This is a genomic window from Blautia sp. DFI.6.71 (assembly GCF_020593585.1).
In the GTDB taxonomy this organism is placed as follows: Bacteria; Bacillota; Clostridia; order Lachnospirales; family Lachnospiraceae; genus Blautia_A; species Blautia_A wexlerae.
Window position 1 is genome coordinate 1 of the sequence record NZ_JAJDMJ010000029.1, and the last position, 19,248, is coordinate 19,248.

A 19,248-nucleotide genomic window follows, 5' to 3' on the forward strand; every position below is an offset into this window, starting at 1 on the left:
GCAATCTGGAATGAATTTTGGCTACGTTACTGTGAACGGAGTGAACAGTAACGATCTCATGTATATTTTCTCTCAAACTGCACATCCTATCTCCGAAACTTATTCAATGTAACTGTTCAGTACTCTTGCACTACAGTAGTATTGAATAGTTATCTCAGATTTTTTCAGGAGGGTAACTCTATGACAATTCTTAAATGTTCAGCAATGACCTGTGTTTACAACAAAGAACAGCTCTGTTCAAAGGGTGATATTGACGTGACAGGCGAAAATGCTACTTCTGCAAATGAGACAAGCTGCGGCAGTTTCCGAGAGAGAACCGGCAGTTCCATGAAAGACAGCTATACAGATGACTGTGGCTGCGACAAAATCCAGATCGACTGCAAAGCCCATAACTGTACCTATAATGATAACTGCAAATGTACAGCATCCTCCATTCAGGTAGACGGCTCTAATGCACATGCATCTTCCGATACAAGATGTGACACCTTCCAGTGCCATTGTGGCGCATAATATCAACACCATGGCAACAGGATTTTCACCCGTATATCAGGGATAATGAACTTCCCTGATCCGGTCAAAAAAAGAGACATGTCCATCTATATGGAATATGTCTCTTTTGTCTGTCTGTAAATTATTTCACTGCAAAACAGATAATCCTATCTGTTTCTTAAGAAATCCGGAATCTGGATATCCTTCTTCTGAACAGTGCTTGACGGAGTCTTAGATGCTCCAAATGGTGTGGCATTCATAGTTGGAAGGCTGAAGCTAGGCATGTTCATACCGCTTCCTGCTGCAGTTCCGGCTGTTGCTGTACCTGTCGTTGCTGTGGAAGAAGGTCTTCTTGCACCAAAGGAAGAAGCTGTGCTTCTTTTTCCGAAAGGGGTCTGCTGAAGGTTATCATCATTCAGACCTGTTGCAATCACTGTGATTCTGCAGTAGTCAGCAACTGTATCATCATACATGGCACCAAAGATGATGTTTGCTTCCTCACCTGTAAGCTCCTGTACATAGCTTGCAGCATCATTGGCATCCATAAGAGAAATATCTCCGGAAATATTAATGATAACATGTGTAGCACCTTTGATGGTTGTCTCAAGAAGTGGAGAAGATACGGCCTGCTGTACAGCTTCCATAGCTTTGTCGTCTCCTCTTGCTTCACCGATACCGATATGGGCAATTCCCTTGTCTGTCATTACAGTCTGAACGTCTGCAAAGTCAAGGTTAATCAGAGCCGGCAGATTGATCAGGTCTGTAATGCCCTGTACTGCCTGCTGCAGAACTTCATCAGCCTTCTTCAGAGCTTCCGGCATGGTTGTTCTGCGATCTACAACTTCCAGTAATTTATCATTCGGGATAACGATTAATGTATCCACTGCTTTCTTCAGATTCTCAATGCCTGCAAGTGCATTATTCATACGAGTTCTTGCTTCAAAACGGAAAGGTTTTGTAACAACGCCAACTGTAAGGATACCCATTTCTTTCGCTGCTGCTGCGATAACAGGTGCAGCTCCGGTTCCGGTTCCGCCTCCCATACCACAGGTAACGAATACCATATCCGCACCTTCCATTAACTGTTTTACTTCTTCAATGCTCTCCTCTGCTGCTTTCTGTCCAACCTCAGGCTGGGCTCCTGCACCAAGACCTTTGGTAATCTTCTCGCCAATCTGAAGTACAGTTGGAGCTTTGCACAGAGTTAAAGCCTGCTTATCAGTATTAACACCTACAAACTCTACTCCGCCGATGGCCTCTTCCACCATTCTGTTTACTGCATTATTTCCGGCTCCACCTACACCGATCACTATGATCTTGGCAGATGATTCAGCCTCGTTTGACATAATCTCTAACAACGTACTTCCTCCTTTATTTATACCTGATATCCTTTTCAGTGATTTATATCAAAGTTACATATAGATATATCATATATTTTTTTTGAGAATTAATCAACCATTAATTTTGTTTTTTTATACTTTTTTCACTCTTTTTCGGCAATTCCGGTAAATATGTTGTATCAGTGTACGGAGCCTTCTCTGATCTCAAAGTTTCCATATACTATCAATATCCCTCAGAATCATCCCCCTGATAATCACTGTTATCTTCTGTATAATCACCATATCCATCTGAATCATCTGAGTTTCCGTCGTCATATGATGAATCACTTTCTCCATCTTCTGAAGTTTCAGAACTCTGGTCATCTGCGGAACTTTCATCTCCTGAACCATCTCCCGACTCATCAGATGCCGCATCCAGAGATTCCTGTGTAGGCTTCGGTCCCACATGATTACCGGATTCGTCATACTCACCTGCTCCGGTATAATCCCCTTCCTCATCATAACCGCCATTCCAGTTCTCAATTGCTTCCTCAAGAGCAGTCTTCGGTTTTGCACCTACATAATTACCATCCTCGTCATACTCGCCGTCTCCGGTATAATTGCCATCTTCATCATAACCGCCATTCCAATTCTCAGCAGTAACTTCTTCCTGTTCCAGTTCTTCTTCAAAGGTATTGGACTCCGTAGCCACACTCTCCATATGAAGAATACCTTTTTTTCCCTGAATTTTGGGCAGAATCGCTATCACTCGGTTCATCTTCTCTTCCAGATCAGCATCTTTTCCAAGCTGAACAGTTATATCCCCATAGATGAGGCTGATAGAATAGCTGCTGTCAAACTGGATATGATCGGGGATCATATCATTTTTCTGAAAGATTGTAGACAATGCTACAGCTGTATTCAGTACAGTATCTCCTTTAATATCCAGTTTCTCATCCATCACGATGCTGTTCACCTGAATTCCGTCAAAATACGGAACCGTCTCATCTCTGTTCTGAGAACCCTCCACAAAAATGCCATTTCTGTCAAAATAAATGTAACTGTCAAGATATCGGATGCATCCGACTGTTTTTTTCTCTTTTACGCTGATACAGATGGTATTTCGGTTCAGCTGGGTAACTTTAAATGCATCTACATATGCAATGTCCTCTGTATTTGTAGTGCTGTAGAGCAGTGGTGCAAGGACCGAATTGGAAGCCATCGGTCCCCGAAGCACCATATTCTTTACTTCTTCGTCTGTATAATGGGAAGTGCCCCTCACCTCAACAGTATCTACTTTATAATAGGAAAAAAATACTATCACAGCGACCATAACTCCGGCGCCTATCATACCTGCCAGCATCTTCTTCGTCCTTTTGCTCATAGGAGGTCTTTTCCCATAATTACTTTCTCTCATAAATCCTCAAATCCTCTGTCCCCGGCTGCCATATTCTGCAGCCCAAAGTCCGTAAATCTTCACAGATATGCTCATAGCCCCTGCTGATAAACCCGGCTCCTGTAACACAGGTTTCTCCCTCTGCCATAAGTGCGGCAATGAGCAGGGCTGCACCACCTCTGAGATCTCCTGCCTGTACCTGTGTTCCCTTAAGAGTTTTTCCCCCTCTTATGATTGCCTGGTTTCCGCTTACGGAAATATCTGCGCCCATTTTTTTCATCTGAAAAGCACTGCCAAATCTCCGGTCAAAAATATTTTCCCGTATGGTACTCTGTCCCTGCGCACCTGTCAGTACTGCCATCAACGGAGCCTGCAGATCTGTGGGAAAACCCGGATAAATTTCCGTTTCTACTAAAACAGCCGGTCTGACAGCATTCTTTCCATTGACCTCTAGTGTACCACCATTTACTTGATATTGTCCACCTATTTTCCGATATACTTCCATAAACGACTGCAATTCCTCCACAGGTACATTATGAAGAATAATCTTACTTCTTGCTGCCGCAGCCGCACACAGATAGGTGCCTGCAACAATACGATCCGGAGGAATACGGTAGTCTCCGCTTTTCAGTTCATCCACTCCTCTGATCGTAATTTCACCGGTTTCCTCTCCTTCTATCAGTGCTCCCATTGTTTTCAGATATCTGCAGAGCCAGAAAATCTCCGGTTCTTTCGCACAATTATAAAGATGTGTTACACCTTTTGCAAGAACTGCTGCCAGTATTGCCTGTTGAGCAGCTCCCACACTCGATTTCGGAAACACAATATCCTGCCCTTCAAATCTGACACATTCTCCATCCAGGCCTGATGCATTTTCCCGGACATCCGCGCCAAGTGCTCTCAGTGCCATAAGATGGAGATCTATTGGTCTTTTCCCGATCGTACATCCGCCCGGATACCCTATCCTGCATTTTCTGTTTCTTGCAAGCACCGCACCTGCCAGAATGATCGAAGAACGCATTCTGCCTGTATAGACTGCAGGAATTTCTGTTCCGTCTGCGCAGGAACAATCCAGATAAAGATCATGATCGTCCCACCAGGTCACTGCACCAAGACTTTTCAAAATCTCTTCCATACAGAAAACATCTGAAATTCTGGGGCATCCCCTCAGAATGCTTAGTCCTCTGTGCATCAGAGATGCGGCTATCATTGGAAGTGCTGCATTTTTAGATCCCTGTATAAAAATCTCTCCGCTGAGAGAAGCTTTACCTGTCACATGGATTTCATCCAACCTTTTGCTCCCAAAGAGTCTCTTACTTTACAGTTTATGGCTTTTTCTATTATATGTTACGTCATTCTGAAACCTGTAATTCAATTTATCCTGTCACATTTCCCAACATTCATCGCAAGTCCCATTTCCCCAAGAAGAAACACTGCCGAAGTTCCTCCATAGCTGATAAAAGGCAGCGTAATGCCTGTATTGGGGATTGTATTGGTCACCACTGCAATATTCAAAATAACCTGAAGAGCCAGATGCCCCATAATCCCGCAACAGATAAGAGCTCCGGCCAGATCTTTTGCATGCATGGCAGCCACACCCAGCCGCCACAGAAGCATTGCAAACAGAAAAATCAGAAAGATAGCTCCGGCTGCTCCCATTTCCTCACATATAATCGAAAAAATCATATCATTCTGCGCTTCCGGAACAAATCCAAGTTTCTGCAGACTGTTTCCAAATCCTCTGCCGAATATTCCGCCGCTGCCGATGGCATACAGTCCCTGAATCGTCTGAAATCCTTTTTCATATTTCTCCGGATTTCTCCAGATTGCAAGACGTTCCAGACGATAACTCTCTGCAGCAAGAAAAACAGCTATGAAACCTGCACCTGCGCTGCCAAGCCCGATAAATTCCAGATATCCCGGATTGGATACAAAAATCAGAATTCCACCGATACCCAGAATAATGATCGCTGTACTCAGATTATTTGAACCTACAAGACCAATGATCGGCAGCAGGGTCAATATTGTCCTGCACATAAATCCAAAGCCCCTGGTTGCTTTTTTGGTACGCTCGATCTGCCATGCAAGAAAAAGGATTACAGCAACTTTCGCAAACTCTGAAGGCTGAAAAGATAAAGGTCCAAGATTCAGCCATCTTTTTGAGCCGTTGATCTCCTGACCTACAAAAAGTACTGCGCCGGACAAAAACATTGAAATCAGATATGCCACTGGTCCCAGCCTCAGAAAAAAATGATAATCAATGGAAGAAACCATATACATCACTCCCATACCCAATGCTGTGGCAAATAACTGTTTCTTAAAATAACAGGCAGAGTCGCCGAAACGTACTCTGCCATTATATTCACTGGAGCTGAATAATACTGCCAGGCCAAAAATCACAAGCAGTACTATCAGTACCAGCATCGTCATATCTGTTTTTGATAAATCTGTCGCTCTTTTTCGCGCCATCTGTTTCTCCGCAAAATTATCTATAGCCGGTCACTGCAGCTTCGTCTTTCTCTGCCGGACAGCTATAATTCTTACTTATAGATATTCTACAGATTTCTTACATATTCCTTGAACATATCTCCACGCTGTTCATAGTTATCAAACTGTCCCCAGCTTGCACATGCGGGAGAAAGCAAAACAGCATCTCCAGGCTGTGCTTTCTCCTCACATACCTTTACTGCCTCTTTCAGATCTTCGCAGAGGATGATGTCATGGAAACCATGTTTCTCGGCAGCTTCTTTGATTTTCTCCTTTGTCTGACCGATTAGCACCAGATAACGTACCTTTCCGTCAAATGCCTCAATCCATTCATCATAACCGGACTGTTTATCATAACCGCCGCCGATCAGAAGTGTCGGACGGTTCATTGCCTGGATTCCTTTAATTGCCGCATCCGGGTTAGTTCCTTTGGAATCATTATAATATACAACGCCTTTTTTCTCTGTCACATATTCGATTCTGTGTGCAACAGCTGTAAATTCACAGATGCTCTTACGGATGCTGTCCAAGGATACTCCATCGTAGTAAGCCATTGCAACTGCGGCCATAACGTTCTCAAAATTGTGTTTTCCAAGAAGCTTCAGATCTTCTGTCTTAACTACTTCGATTTCTTTTTCTCCGTCCTTCAGGATGATTTTATTTCCATCCAGATAAATTCCCTCATCCAGTTTACGTCCGCTGGAGAAATATACCACTCGTGGAGTCAGATGTTTTCCAAACTCACGCAGAACCTCATCTTCATAATTCAGCACGCATACATCTTCTGTACCCTGATTCTCAGTGATCAGTTCTTTCACACGTATATACTCTTCCATTGTATGATGACGGTTCAGATGGTCCTCTGTAATATTCAGGATTGCAGATACCTTTGGTGCAAACTCATCAATCGTTTCCAGCTGAAAACTGCTGATTTCTGCAACAGTTACAGAATTTGGCTTCATCTCCAGTGCTTTGGAAGTATATGGGGTTCCGATATTGCCGACTACAAAAACAGACTCACGTGCATCCTGCATAATTTTTCCAAGAAGTGCTGTTGTAGTAGTTTTTCCGTTTGTTCCTGTGATGGCAAGCACTTCACCGTCACCTACTCTGTATGCCAGTTCCACCTCTCCCCATACCGGAAGCCCCTGCTCATAAAAACTCTTTACAAGTGGAAGATCTGTCGGCACTCCGGGGCTTAAAACTACCAGATCAAGACTGTCCTGTACTTCTTTCGGAAGTTCTCCTGCATATACAGTGACCGGATATGTCCCATCTGTTTTATGTACAACTGCGTCTTTATCTGTTTCGGCATTTCCGTCATAGATAACCGGAAATGCTCCTACCTTTGCCAGAAGGTCAGATGCTCCGATTCCGCTTTTTCCGGAACCGAATACAAGTACCTTTTTTCCCTGTAATTCCATAATAATTTTCCTCCCTTTTATCAGCATAACGCTGAAATCTGCTTAGCCAAAATCTTACAGTGCCAGCAGTGCGACCATACACATAACCGCTGTAATAACTGAGAATACCGCAACTACACGTGTTTCAGACCATCCGCATAACTCAAAATGATGATGGATCGGTGCCATCTTAAAAATACGCTTTCCATGTGTTGCCTTGAAATAAGTTACCTGAATGATAACGGAAAGTACTTCTATCAGATAGATCAGACCCACAAGCAGGATAAATAACGGCATCTGCATCACATAAGCCGTACCTGCAACAAAACCGCCCAATGCCAGAGAACCTGTGTCTCCCATAAACACTTTTGCCGGATATACATTAAACAACAGAAATCCCATCAGACCTCCCACAACTGCACCTGTAATCGGCTCGATCCCCGATTTCATTCCAATAGAAACTACTGTAAAAAATACTGCAACGATCAGAGTCACACTGGAAGCAAGACCATCCAGACCATCCGTAAAATTAACTCCATTCACAGTACCGATCACAGCAAAGAAAAGAACCGGAACTGCCAACCATCCAAGATTCAGAAAATGTCCGCTCCAGAATGGGATTCTCATAGTCAGTGAGATATCTGTATACTTAACAATATAAAATACAAAAATCGCAGTCAGAACTACCTGAAGTAAAAATTTCTGCCATGGCAGCAGTCCGTCTGAGCGTTTCAGCACAACCTTCAGATAATCATCCAGAAATCCGATAATTCCAAATCCAAGAGTCAGGAACAGTACCGGAATGATCTTCGGATAATCCCCTACATAAAATAATGCAGTTATCGCTGTGGCGATCAGAAAGATCACTCCACCCATTGTAGGTGTTCCTGCTTTCTTTAAATGGGACTGTACGCCCTCTGTTCTTTCTGTCTGGCCCATCTTCAGTCTCCGAAGAAAAGGAATGATGACCGGTCCTAATACAACGCTGATTGCAAAAGAAATCAGCACAGGGATTACAACTTGAAATTCCATCTTACACCTCATTCATTCTTTCGTTTTTTCCTGAAAGTTTTTTACTTTCAGATTTCTTTTAGTATAAGGCTTTTTTGCTTATTTATCAACCCTGCCTGCGGAATTTCCCTAATTGCCTTCTGCAGAAAAATCAGAAACATCACTTTTTTCAATTCCAAGATATGGCAAGATATTCTCAAAAATACCACGTATCACAGGTGCAGCTACTGTCCCTCCATAATAGATTCCTTTCGGATCATGAATAATACACAGTCCCAGTATCTGCGGATCTTCTGCAGGTGCAAATCCCAAAAAAGAGGAAATATAACGATTTGCACTTCTTGGCAGTGTCTGAGAAGTGGCAGTTTTCCCACCGATGGCATATCCTTCAATTTTTGCATTTTTTCCGGAGCCCTGAGATACTACTGTTTCCAGGATTTCTCTTATTTCCTTCGAAGTCTCTTCAGAGACAATTCCTTCCTTTACCGGAAAAATCAGTTTCTCACCCTCTGTTCTGTCAGGATTTAACACTGCGACTCCAAAATGCGGTGTCACCCGTCTGCCTCCGTTTATAAGTGAACTTACTGTTGCAGCCAGCTGAACAGGCGTAATCTGAAAAGACTGTCCAAAAGAAACCGTTGCCAGTTCCACTTCTCCCATATTTTTCTTCTGATGCATAATAGTTCCTGCCTCTCCCGGAAGATCTGTCCCGGTTTTATCCAGAAGTCCAAACTGTCTGAAATACTTATAATAACGTTCTACCCCAAGGCGAAGCCCCACCTCTATAAACACAGGGTTACAGGAATTCTGTGCACCTTCCACAAAATTCTGGGATCCATGTCCTGTTCTTTTTGCACAGTGGATTCTGCGATCCTCCACCACTTTATATCCGGGACAATAAAAACGGTCCCCAGGTGAAACAACACCAGCCTCCAGTCCGGCTGCCATGGTGATGATTTTAAATGTGGAGCCCGGTTCATAAGTATCATTCAAACAGGGATTTCTCCACATCTGATTCAGTAATTCCTGCTTTCTTTCTGTATTTGTTTTTCCTGATGCTGTCTGCACTGCCAGTTCACTTTGTTCATTGTGATCTTCCGACGGTATTGTTATCCCGGATTCATTTAACTGCATATTCAGATCATCTGTCAGGGTAAAAGGATCATTCAGGTCAAATTCCGGCACATTGACACATGCATATATTTCGCCGTTCTGTGGATTCATCAGCAGGATAGATACACGTTCTGCCTGCTTTTCCTCCATTACTTTCAAAGCTGACTGCTGCGCAAATTCCTGAATATTTACATCAAGGCTGATCATCAGGCTTTTCCCCTCTATCGGTTTTTCCCTTGTCTCACCCAATTTATCAATTTCCACACCCCTGGCATCTGTTGTTGTCAGGATTTTACCCGGCTGTCCCCTCAGGATTTCTTCATATTTCACTTCCAGACCGATAATTCCCTGATTATCACCTCCCGTAAAGCCAATGACTTTTGAAGCCAGACTTCCACATGGATAGTAACGCTTATAATCCTCATCAACTTTCACCCCTGCCAGACTGCACTCTCTTATCTCATCACCTGTACTTTTTTCCACATTTGTCTTTACTATTTCTATGGAAGAGATTTTCTCCACTCTTTTTCTCACTTCTGCCTCATCTATTTTCAGTTTTTCAGACAGCAGGGCGATTACTTTTTCAGGTTCTTTAATCTGACTGTGGATCACAGAAATTGTACATACCGTCCTGTTTGATGCCAGAACTTTTCCCTTTGCATCCAGAATCTCTCCTCTGGCCGCTTTGATCTCTCTCTCTCTTTCGTGAAGTTCTTTTGCTTTCTTATAATAATAGTCTGATCTGAAACACATAAGATATACCAGTCTTCCGATAAGGCCTGTCATCATTAAAATACAGCAGAGTAATACCACCCATATTTTTCTCTTGTGAAACGTCATATTTTTTTTCATAAAAAAAGCTCCGCAGAGATTGTCATAACAATATATGACCATTCTCTGCGGAGCTATAACTATACGTTTTTATTCCAGACCTGCTTCTTCATTGGTAATACCGTCTGTCTCTTCGTCATTATCCTCAGTCGTCTCAGCTTCATCATCCTCCAGAGGTGCAGGTGCATCAGGATTGGATACTGCATCTCCTGAAGAATCTGCATCCGTACTTCCCGAAGCACTGACAAGATTTGTAGACATCTTATAATTGCCTTCCTCATCCAATATGTGATCTCCATTGGCATCCAGCAGATATCCGTTTTCATCAATCCGGTTTCCATCCCAGTCTATCAGATTGCCATCTGCATCCACTAGATTACCGTCACTGTCAAGTTCACTGTCCGATATGGAAGTACTCTTTAAATGTCCCTTAAACCCTTCCCACAATTCTGTCTCCGGCACTGTTCCATCTTCAGATTCATCCGGCACTACATTCAGATACGGAAGAAGCTCCGAAAGGATTCCCTGTGCAATATACTGCGGATAAGTACTGTTTGCCTGATCCTCTACATTCGGTTCATCTACAACTACATAAATTACCACAGCCGGGTCATCTACAGGAGCAAATCCAATAAAAGAAACCAGATATTTTCCGTTTCCTCGCGGGTATTTCTCCGCTGTACCTGTTTTACCGCCTGAACTGTAACCCTGCACTTTGGAATGACGGCTGGTACCCTGCTGTACACTCAATGCCATATAGCTTCTGATATCACTGGAAATCCTGGAGGAAATCGTCTGCTTCAGAAGTATCGGCGAGATTGTTTTTATAGTTCCACCATTACTGTCAAGAACCTTTGTCACAAGATGCGGCTGATAATAATATCCGCCATTGATAACGGAACTCATCGCATTGATTTCCTGGATCATGGTACAGGTAAAACCCTGTCCAAAAGCAGAACATGCAAGTTCTGTTTCCCCCATACTGTCCTTAGTATGGATAATACCTGCGCCTTCATTCGGCAGGTCAATCCCTGTCCTTGTTCCGAAATTAAACAGACTCTGTGCTTTGATAAACTGAGTAGCTCCCATCTTGGCACCAATCTGCATCATTGCATCATTACAGGAGTTTGCAATTACCTCTCCCAGTGTCTCTGTGCCATGTGCGCTCGGATAAACCGCACACTTGATCATAGTATCTCCAAAAGTCTGCGATCCATCGCATACAAATGTATCTGTTTCCTGTATCGCACCCTTTTCCAATGCAGAAGCCATGACGATCGGCTTTACAACAGATCCCGGCTCATAGGCATCTGTGACGCAGAAATTACTCCACATACCATTCAGAGCCTCCACTGTTTCCACATCATTCATCGCTTTGATTTCATCTTCTGTATATACAGCGGAAAGATCTCTCGGATTATTCAGATCATAACGGTCACCACCATCCATGGCAATAATCTCACCGGTGGACGGATTTTCAACAATGACACCTATATTCTTGGCCCCCATTGCCTCTTTAAATCCATTAACATATTTCTCAACAATCTGCTGTGCACCGATGTCAATGCTGGTCTGAATGCTTTTTCCATTCACCGCAGCAATAATAGTCTGCTCCACATCTGAATCATCATTGATATACCCATACTGTCTTCCGTCTACGCCTGTCAGTGTGCTGTTATAGTACCCTTCCAGTCCGATATCTGCCACATCTCTGTCCAGTGCAAAACCAATTGTATCGCATGCTGTTTCATTAAACGGGTAACTTCTCAGATAATCCTCTTCAAACCAGACGCCTTTGATATTTGCCCGTTCCTTTGCCTGCGCTTTAGTAAGACCGGAATCTTCATCCTCTGCCTTATATTTTTCAAATTCTTTCTTTTTGTCCATAGACAGCTGTTTTGTCAGTACCTGATACTGACTCTGGCTGGTTCTTGAATCGGCCAAAAGAGAACGCACTGTTTCTTCATCAATCCCCAGCACCTCATTTAAGGCACGTATTGTTGGCTCTACATAGTCCTCATCTGAATTTACAGTTTTACAGTCCAGGATCACATTATAAACTTTATTGCTGGTAGCCAGTATATTTCCGTTCTTGTCATAAATATCGCCTCTCTTTGCCGGCAGTACCTGGCTCTCATATTTCTGCTGTGCCTGACTTAACACCTGTTTTTTGTATTTGCTTCCACTGGTAGCATTAATATAAGTAATTCTCAGCACTAATATTACCAGAAGCAGTAACACAATTCCAAACAATATCAGCAGCTTTTCTTTCATGTTTTGATTTATTTTTCTCTGTGGTCTTCTTCGACTCTTTCTTCCCGTATTGCTCAATTAATCACCTACTTTGAATCTGGTATATCCTGATACTGTCTTACATAGCTGTTACCCGATGTAGAATAGGTTACTGTCTGATCATCTGACGGATATTTCATCCCCAGTCTTCCCAATGCAGTCTGCTTAATCTTATTCAGATCCACATTTGATGTCACCTGGCTGTAATATGCATCATTGTCTTCTTTTAAATCTGCCAGTTCCTCCTCAAGAGATGCAACTGTACTCATCTTTGCGGTAATCTCTGATTTATAACGAAGATATTTCACAGAGCAGAATAATATCGCCACACATACAACTGCCAGAAACGCTACAAATCCCCAGTTCATTGCAGTCGCCTTCTGCCTGTTCTTCTGTGCTTCTTTACTCAACTGATGTTTCTGCCTTGGTACCTGCGCAGGACTCGCCTGCACTCTTCGGTTTCGATTGGTCTGCTGCCTTCCCGGATTCTGTCTTCCCGGCTGCCTCTTTCTCTCCGGAACTTCTGCAAGACGTCTGACCGTATTTCCGTCAACATACATTCCTCTGTTTGTTCTGGCACTGGTTCTGCTTCTTCTTGCTGTTTCACTCCTGGTCGTTCTCGCCATTTCATGCCTCTCTAATTATAATACTCTCTCAAAAATCCGAAGCTTTGCACTTTTGGAACGCGGATTCTCTTCCATCTCTGTCTCCCCCGGAAGAATCGGCTTTCTTGTGATCACTTTTCCTTTGGATTTCTTCCCGCATACGCATACAGGAAAATCTGAAGGGCAGGTACACGGATTCTCATTTTTTCTGAAAATCGCCTTTACAATTCTGTCCTCCAGAGAATGAAAAGTGATAATGCAAAGTCTTCCGCCATCATCAAGAATATCGATCATTCCATCCAGAGAATCCCGCAGCACATCGAGCTCTCTGTTAAGCTCAATACGGATTGCCTGAAAAGTTCTCTTGGCCGGATGTCCTGACTTCACCTGCATCTTCATGGGAATGGATTCTCTGATAATCTCTGTCAGTTCTCCGGTGGTTGTGATCGGTTTCACCTGTCTGGCGGCAACAATATGTTTTGCAATATTTTTTGCAAATTTATCTTCACCGTAATCACGAATAATACGGTATAATTCTTTTTCTTCATAGCCATTGACAATATCGCCGGCTGTCTGCGTCTGGCGCTGGTCCATGCGCATATCGAGCGGTGCATCTACCCTGTAGGTAAAACCGCGTTCTTCATTGTCAAGCTGATAGGAAGATACTCCAAGATCAAGGAGAATCCCGTCGACTTTATAGATGCCTCTTGCTGCCAGTTCCTGTACCATGTAACAATAATTGCTGCGAATGATCGTCGCCTGTTTATAGGGGGCTAACCTCTCACTCGCAGCAATTATCGCATCCTGGTCTTGATCTATGCCAATAAATCTCCCCTTGGCAGAAAGTTTCCTGCATACCTCACCGGCATGCCCTGCACCTCCTAAAGTACCATCCACGTAGATTCCGTCCGGTTTGATATCCAAACCTTCAATGGTCTCTTCCAGTAATACAGATTTGTGTTTAAATTCCATCTCCGTCTCCTGTCTGGATTTACTTTGCAAGATACTTCAAACGAGACCTGTCAGATTGTGATTCCCATGTCCTGCATGCTCTCTGCAATGCTGTCCATGTCATCATAATCACAGATCTCATTCCATTTTTCTTTGCTCCAAACTTCAATTCTGTCCAGATTACCTGTCAGAACCACATCTTTCTCCAGACCGGCAAATTCGCGCAATGTCTGCGGTACAAGGATTCGTCCCTGCCTGTCCAGTTCACATGTAGTTGCTCCAGCTACAAAGAATCGTGAAAAAGTTCTGGCATTTTTATTTGTAAGTGGTAAAGATCTGAGCTTCATTTCAAAGGATTCCCATTCATCCATCGGATAAATGTAAAGACAGCCATCAAGCCCTCTTGTCAGAACAAACTCTTCCCCTAAGAGCTCCCTGAATTTAGAAGGAATGATCAGACGCCCCTTCGCGTCGATCGTGTGGTTATACTCTCCCATGAACATGTTACTCACCTACTCTCGCAAAATCTGAATCTCCCCTTCAGATTTCTCAGGTGGTAATGGACTCTGCCGTTATTCCCCACTCACCACCACTATTCACCACTTTCTACCACTTATGTGCTTATTCTAAACTATTTAGGCTGAAAAAACAAGGGGGAGAAAAAGATTTTTAAAATTTAGAACTCTGTTAACATTTATGAAACAACCTTATTTTTACGAGAAAAATGGGCTTTTATACACAAAAAGTGGGTTGAATTTCCACTTTCAACCCACTTATCTTTCAGATATATGTTTTTTTACTGTTCTTCTTTTGAATTTGTGGGAGAAGTTCCCACATCTGGCTTTACCTGTTCATCCATCTCCGGCCGAATTTCCGGTTCCGGTTTCATTTCAGAAGTCTCAGGAAACATCTGTTTTTCTTTCACTGACTCATCCAGAAATCTTTTTTTCCTCTGCCGGCGTATAGTATCTCTTTTCTGTGCCATCACTCTGCGTATGATCACTACAGGCATAAAAACAGCAAATAATATAGCGGAAATTACCAGCGAAATCCCCACTTTTGTCCCCGGAATATAAAGCTTATCTGTTCTGAACCATTCAAAGAAAAACCTTCCCAGACCATAACCTGCCAGATAGATCATAAACAATTCGCCTTCATATTTCTTTTTTCGGCGCATGGCCATCAACAGCAGAAATAGCAGCAGACACCACAGACTTTCATAAAGAAAAATCGGCTGAACCTGAATATATGAAATCCCATTTATGGTCAACAGATTATCTCTCATTGCTCCCGAAACTTCTCCTGACCGCACAGCTGAAACCGGTATCTGCATTGCCCATGGCAGATCTGTATATTCTCCGAAAGACTCTCTGTTAAAAAAGTTACCCCAGCGCCCTATAGCCTGTCCCAGAAGTATTCCGGGACACGCAATATCGGCACTCTGCCAGAATGACGTTTTGGTAATCCTGCAAAATACCGCTGCCGCAAGAAATCCAAAGAGCAGACCACCATATAAAGCGTAACCACCATTTCGAAAGTCCAGTATGGCATTCAGATTTTCTTTATAAAATCCCCATGAAAAAGCCACATAAAATAATCTGGAACCTGCCACTGAAACCAGCAGGGAGATAAGTATCATATCGAGATACCTGTTCTGATCTTCCCCATTTCGTTTCGCTTCAAGTGTCACAAGTCCCATTCCAAGAAGAGCACCCACAGCAATCAGTACTCCATATATGGTAAATTCCATTCCAAATATCTGAAATGAGCGTGGCACATAATCAAAGACCAGGCCAAGTCCCGGAAAACGTATCGACATTTCCATAAATCACCTGTTCATCATACATTGAATCGGAATAAGATCACATCTCCATCCTGTACAACGTATTCTTTACCTTCCATTCTTACAAGACCTTTCTCTCTGGCACCTGCATAGGAACCACAGTCCAGAAGATCCTGATAATTTACAACCTCAGCTTTAATAAATCCTCTTTCAAAATCTGTATGGATCTTACCTGCTGCCTGCGGAGCCTTTGTTCCGATTTTAATCGTCCATGCTCTTGTCTCATCCTCACCTGAAGTAAGGAAACTCATCAGTCCAAGGAGATGATAGCTTGCTTTTACAAGTTTCTCAAGTCCTGATTCTGTCAGTCCCAGATCCTCCAGGAACATTTTCTTCTCATCATCATCCAGTTCAGAGATCTCTTCTTCGATTTCTGCACAGATAACGAAAATCTCACTGTTCTGCTCTGCCGCATATTTGCGCACTGCCTGTACATGGCTGTTGCTTTCACCGTCATCAGCCAGATCTCCTTCTGCTACGTTTGCTGCATAGATCACAGGCTTCCAGGTAAGCAGATTATAAGTAGACATCCAGGCTTCTTCATCTTCATTTTCCATTTCCATAGTGATTGCCATCTTGCCATCTTCCAGATGTGTTTTTACCTTCTGAAGGAAATCAAGCTCCTTGGCAGCCTCTTTGTCCATGCGTGCTGTTTTTGTAACTTTTGCAATTCTTCTCTCAAGGATCTCAAGGTCTGAGAAGATCAGCTCCAGATTAATAGTTTCAATATCACGGATAGGATCAATACTTCCATCTACATGGATAACATTGGAATCTTCAAAGCAGCGGACTACATGAACGATTGCATCTACCTCACGGATATTTGCAAGGAACTGGTTTCCAAGGCCTTCTCCTTTGGATGCTCCCTTTACAAGTCCTGCAATATCTACGAATTCAATTACAGCAGGTGTCACTTTCTTAGAATGATAAAAGTCTCCGAGAAGCTTCAGTCTCTCATCCGGCACTGTAACAACACCTACATTAGGGTCAATGGTACAGAACGGATAATTTGCAGATTCTGCGCCTGCCTTTGTCAATGAATTAAATAATGTACTTTTTCCAACATTGGGTAATCCGACGATTCCTAATTTCATATCTCTAAATATCTCCTTTAAATGTATTGATTTTACGGTATTTTCAGATGTTTTTACTGTACTTTCATTATTCTAGCATAACCACTTATTATGTGCAAGTGCGGTATTACCGCGACACGCTTAATCCCGCGACATGATCATAAGCAATGTTCCAGACTGATAGGTAACTTTTGCCTTTTCACTGACAATCTCATTACTCACTGTCAGTCCACTGTCTGCTGTTGTCAGGCGATAATGGTCAAGTGAATATTTAAATCCCTCCAGCGTCAGTCCTGTAACATCTCCTCCAAATGGAAAAAATGACACATATTTTCCAAACTGTTCTGACTTTTTCAGAACTGTTCCGTCTGAAATAAGCTTCATATAATTATACCGATCCACAAGTGTTACTTCTGACCCCTGGTTTTGTGCCAGGACAAGGAGTCCGAAATTCGCCATCAGATGATCTACTCTGTTTCCTGTCACACCAAAGATCACTATCTTTTTCGCACCGGTCCTGATCGCATAATTCATGGCAGACTGTGTATCTGAATCATCTTTTTCCGGTCTCAGGCGGATAACTTTTATTTCTTTTTTCTCATTTCCAAAACCTTTTTGCAATTTCCACTCAGTCATTCCCCCATAGGGAATTTCACTGTCCATACTTCTTTCTTCATGAATTTCCAGAAATTTTTTTCCATCTTCAGACAGACTATCAAAATCTCCAATAACTGCATCCGGCAAAAGCTGATGCTCCAGAAAGAATTCCAACCCTTTATCAGCTGCGATCAGACAAGCTTCATTCTTTTTTAAAAAATCGAGGGCAAAATCACTGTGGATATTGCCCCCGCTTACAATTATCGTATCTATCATGCTCTTCCTCAGTCAATCCTTCTTATGATCTCGTCCATTCGTTCTCTGGCATGCTTTACATTTCCTGCCAGATCATCTTTGAAAACATAAGAACCTGCTACCAGCAGATTCGCACCTGCTGTGAGCACTGTTTCCATTGTCTCATCATTGATGCCGCCGTCAACCTGAACATCTACATCCAAATCCTCGGCCTCGATCAGTTCACGTACTTCCCTGATCTTCTCCGTACATTCTTCCATATACTTCTGACCGCCAAATCCCGGCTGTACAGTCATGATCAGAACCATATCCACATCGCTGAGCATATGGCTTATATCATTTACAGGTGTAGCCGGTTTGATGGAAACCCCCACCTTCACACCTGCTTCCCTGATCTGTTCAATAGTTCTCTCAAGATCTTCACATGCCTCCGCATGTACTGTAATGGAATCTGCCCCACATTCCACAAAATCTCTGATATATCTCTCAGGCTCTGTAACCATGAGATGTACATCAAAAAACAACTTTGATTCCTTTCGGATAGACTTTATCACCGGCATTCCAAAAGAAATACTCGGTACAAAATCACCATCCATAACATCAATATGAAGCCATTCAATCCCCTCTTTTTCCAGGGTTTTGATCTGTTCGCCCAAACGGTTAAAATCTGCCGATAAAATAGAAGGGCACAACTGATACATAATTAGAATCTCCTTTTCTCTTTTAATTCATTATAAAGTCCCAGATAATCTTCATAGCGAAGCTGGCTGATCTTATGCTCTGCCAATGCTGCTTTCACGCCACAGTCCGGTTCATGGATATGTCTGCATCCCTGAAACCTGCACTGTTCTTCATATCTGCGAAATTCTGGAAAATATGCCTTAAGTTCCTGTTCTTCTATATCTGTCAGATATAAAGAAGAAAATCCCGGTGTATCCATCAGATAAGTATCATGTCCCACCGGTATCACCTGAGAATGACGCGTGGTATGCTTTCCACGTTTCAACTTCTTACTTATCTCCCCGGTTTCCATCTGTACATTTTCCTGCAGTGCATTGGTGATTGAAGATTTTCCTACACCGGAAGGTCCTGCAACTACAGTTGTTTTTCCTTTCAGGATCTCATGTATCTCATCCAGTCCCTCTCCATTAAAAGTACTGGAAAAAATCACATCATATCCACAGCTCTTATAAGTTTCATATAAAAACTCCAGTTCTTCCTGTTTTGCAAGATCTTTCTTGTTAAAACATATAACAGCCGGAACATTCTCTTTCTCCATCATGATCAGAAAACGGTCAAGCAGCATAAAATTAGGTTTCGGACTCTCCATCGCAAAAATCACAAAAGCCTGATCCACATTGGCAACGGCCGGACGGATCAATGAATTTTTTCTGGGAAGGATGGCAGTCACACTGCCTTCCTTCTCCTGTTCATCCAAAACCTCTATCTCCACATTATCCCCTACAAGAGGTTTCTGTTTATCTTTTCTGAATATTCCCTTTGCCTTGCATTCATAAATCTCATCATTTTCTGCATAGATGTAATAAAATCCTGCAATTCCTTTGATTATCTTTCCCTGCATG

General features: G+C 42.7%; 17 protein-coding genes. 1 reads left to right on the forward strand and 16 read right to left on the reverse strand.

The genetic code is table 11. The annotated features are described in order from the left end of the window. Positions 1–180: 180 nt before the first annotated feature. A complete protein-coding gene (locus tag LJE12_RS12350) occupies positions 181–510 on the forward strand; it encodes a DUF1540 domain-containing protein (RefSeq protein WP_008706523.1) in 330 nt (109 codons plus the stop codon). 146 nt (positions 511–656) lie between these two features. On the opposite strand, the gene ftsZ is transcribed toward LJE12_RS12350, so the two are convergent. From ftsZ to rsgA, 16 genes are all read right to left on the reverse strand, one after another. Then, positions 657–1,835, reverse strand: coding sequence for a cell division protein FtsZ (gene ftsZ / locus LJE12_RS12355; protein ID WP_008706522.1), 1,179 nt, complete (start codon positions 1,833–1,835; stop codon positions 657–659). Positions 1,836–2,052: 217 nt separating this feature from the next. Then, positions 2,053–3,192, reverse strand: a complete 1,140-nt coding sequence (locus LJE12_RS12360; protein WP_173706258.1) for a cell division protein FtsQ/DivIB — start codon at positions 3,190–3,192, stop codon at positions 2,053–2,055. Positions 3,193–3,211: 19 nt separating this feature from the next. Beyond that, positions 3,212–4,495, reverse strand: coding sequence for a UDP-N-acetylglucosamine 1-carboxyvinyltransferase (gene murA / locus LJE12_RS12365; RefSeq protein ID WP_118573840.1), 1,284 nt, complete (start codon positions 4,493–4,495; stop codon positions 3,212–3,214). Positions 4,496–4,575: 80 nt separating this feature from the next. Continuing rightward, entirely contained in the window at positions 4,576–5,673 is a 1,098-nt protein-coding gene (locus LJE12_RS12370) for an FtsW/RodA/SpoVE family cell cycle protein (protein WP_055199767.1), read from the reverse strand. Between the two features lie 86 nt (positions 5,674–5,759). Beyond that, positions 5,760–7,115, reverse strand: a complete 1,356-nt coding sequence (gene murD / locus LJE12_RS12375) for a UDP-N-acetylmuramoyl-L-alanine--D-glutamate ligase (protein WP_022380471.1) — start codon at positions 7,113–7,115, stop codon at positions 5,760–5,762. A 54-nt stretch (positions 7,116–7,169) separates the two neighbouring features. Next, complete coding sequence (gene mraY / locus LJE12_RS12380; protein WP_020993614.1) at positions 7,170–8,126, reverse strand: phospho-N-acetylmuramoyl-pentapeptide-transferase; 957 nt, start codon at positions 8,124–8,126, stop codon at positions 7,170–7,172. A gap of 108 nt (positions 8,127–8,234) precedes the next feature. Then, positions 8,235–10,070, reverse strand: coding sequence for a peptidoglycan D,D-transpeptidase FtsI family protein (locus LJE12_RS12385; protein WP_025578130.1), 1,836 nt, complete (start codon positions 10,068–10,070; stop codon positions 8,235–8,237). A gap of 69 nt (positions 10,071–10,139) precedes the next feature. Next, the gene (locus LJE12_RS12390; protein ID WP_020993616.1) at positions 10,140–12,380 is read right to left on the reverse strand and encodes a peptidoglycan D,D-transpeptidase FtsI family protein; all 2,241 of its coding nucleotides are present in this window, start codon (positions 12,378–12,380) and stop codon (positions 10,140–10,142) included. Between the two features lie 8 nt (positions 12,381–12,388). Continuing rightward, the gene (locus LJE12_RS12395; RefSeq protein WP_020993617.1) at positions 12,389–12,967 is read right to left on the reverse strand and encodes a hypothetical protein; all 579 of its coding nucleotides are present in this window, start codon (positions 12,965–12,967) and stop codon (positions 12,389–12,391) included. 15 nt (positions 12,968–12,982) lie between these two features. Further along, positions 12,983–13,918 (reverse strand): 16S rRNA (cytosine(1402)-N(4))-methyltransferase RsmH, encoded by a 936-nt coding sequence (rsmH, locus tag LJE12_RS12400; RefSeq protein WP_227292198.1) that lies wholly within the window; start codon positions 13,916–13,918, stop codon positions 12,983–12,985. 50 nt (positions 13,919–13,968) lie between these two features. Further along, complete coding sequence (gene mraZ / locus LJE12_RS12405; RefSeq protein ID WP_161233419.1) at positions 13,969–14,400, reverse strand: division/cell wall cluster transcriptional repressor MraZ; 432 nt, start codon at positions 14,398–14,400, stop codon at positions 13,969–13,971. Positions 14,401–14,693: 293 nt separating this feature from the next. Continuing rightward, the gene (lgt, locus tag LJE12_RS12410) at positions 14,694–15,716 is read right to left on the reverse strand and encodes a prolipoprotein diacylglyceryl transferase (protein WP_227292199.1); all 1,023 of its coding nucleotides are present in this window, start codon (positions 15,714–15,716) and stop codon (positions 14,694–14,696) included. Positions 15,717–15,736: 20 nt separating this feature from the next. Beyond that, positions 15,737–16,834 (reverse strand): redox-regulated ATPase YchF, encoded by a 1,098-nt coding sequence (gene ychF / locus LJE12_RS12415; RefSeq protein ID WP_008706507.1) that lies wholly within the window; start codon positions 16,832–16,834, stop codon positions 15,737–15,739. A 120-nt stretch (positions 16,835–16,954) separates the two neighbouring features. Next, positions 16,955–17,686: a thiamine diphosphokinase gene (locus LJE12_RS12420; protein ID WP_227226846.1), complete on the reverse strand. Its 732-nt coding sequence runs from the start codon at positions 17,684–17,686 to the stop codon at positions 16,955–16,957. Positions 17,687–17,694: 8 nt separating this feature from the next. Then, the gene (gene rpe / locus LJE12_RS12425) at positions 17,695–18,369 is read right to left on the reverse strand and encodes a ribulose-phosphate 3-epimerase (protein ID WP_442860797.1); all 675 of its coding nucleotides are present in this window, start codon (positions 18,367–18,369) and stop codon (positions 17,695–17,697) included. Next, positions 18,369–19,247, reverse strand: coding sequence for a ribosome small subunit-dependent GTPase A (rsgA, locus tag LJE12_RS12430; protein ID WP_025578155.1), 879 nt, complete (start codon positions 19,245–19,247; stop codon positions 18,369–18,371). Before rsgA ends, rpe begins: the two co-directional genes overlap by 1 nt. Position 19,248 lies beyond the last annotated feature (1 nt).

Bases quoted from the DNA above. Each gene is read 5' to 3' on its own strand.
- LJE12_RS12350 (WP_008706523.1), top strand. From the start codon at position 181: ATGACAATTCTTAAATGTTCAGCAATGACCTGTGTTTACAACAAAGAA.
- ftsZ (WP_008706522.1), bottom strand. From the start codon at position 1,835: ATGTCAAACGAGGCTGAATCATCTGCCAAGATCATAGTGATCGGTGTA.
- LJE12_RS12360 (WP_173706258.1), bottom strand. From the start codon at position 3,192: ATGAGCAAAAGGACGAAGAAGATGCTGGCAGGTATGATAGGCGCCGGA.
- LJE12_RS12370 (WP_055199767.1), bottom strand. From the start codon at position 5,673: ATGGCGCGAAAAAGAGCGACAGATTTATCAAAAACAGATATGACGATG.
- murD (WP_022380471.1), bottom strand. From the start codon at position 7,115: ATGGAATTACAGGGAAAAAAGGTACTTGTATTCGGTTCCGGAAAAAGC.
- mraY (WP_020993614.1), bottom strand. From the start codon at position 8,126: ATGGAATTTCAAGTTGTAATCCCTGTGCTGATTTCTTTTGCAATCAGC.
- LJE12_RS12385 (WP_025578130.1), bottom strand. From the start codon at position 10,070: ATGAAAAAAAATATGACGTTTCACAAGAGAAAAATATGGGTGGTATTA.
- LJE12_RS12395 (WP_020993617.1), bottom strand. From the start codon at position 12,967: ATGGCGAGAACGACCAGGAGTGAAACAGCAAGAAGAAGCAGAACCAGT.
- rsmH (WP_227292198.1), bottom strand. From the start codon at position 13,918: ATGGAATTTAAACACAAATCTGTATTACTGGAAGAGACCATTGAAGGT.
- mraZ (WP_161233419.1), bottom strand. From the start codon at position 14,400: ATGTTCATGGGAGAGTATAACCACACGATCGACGCGAAGGGGCGTCTG.
- lgt (WP_227292199.1), bottom strand. From the start codon at position 15,716: ATGTCGATACGTTTTCCGGGACTTGGCCTGGTCTTTGATTATGTGCCA.
- ychF (WP_008706507.1), bottom strand. From the start codon at position 16,834: ATGAAATTAGGAATCGTCGGATTACCCAATGTTGGAAAAAGTACATTA.
- LJE12_RS12420 (WP_227226846.1), bottom strand. From the start codon at position 17,686: ATGATAGATACGATAATTGTAAGCGGGGGCAATATCCACAGTGATTTT.
- rsgA (WP_025578155.1), bottom strand. From the start codon at position 19,247: ATGCAGGGAAAGATAATCAAAGGAATTGCAGGATTTTATTACATCTAT.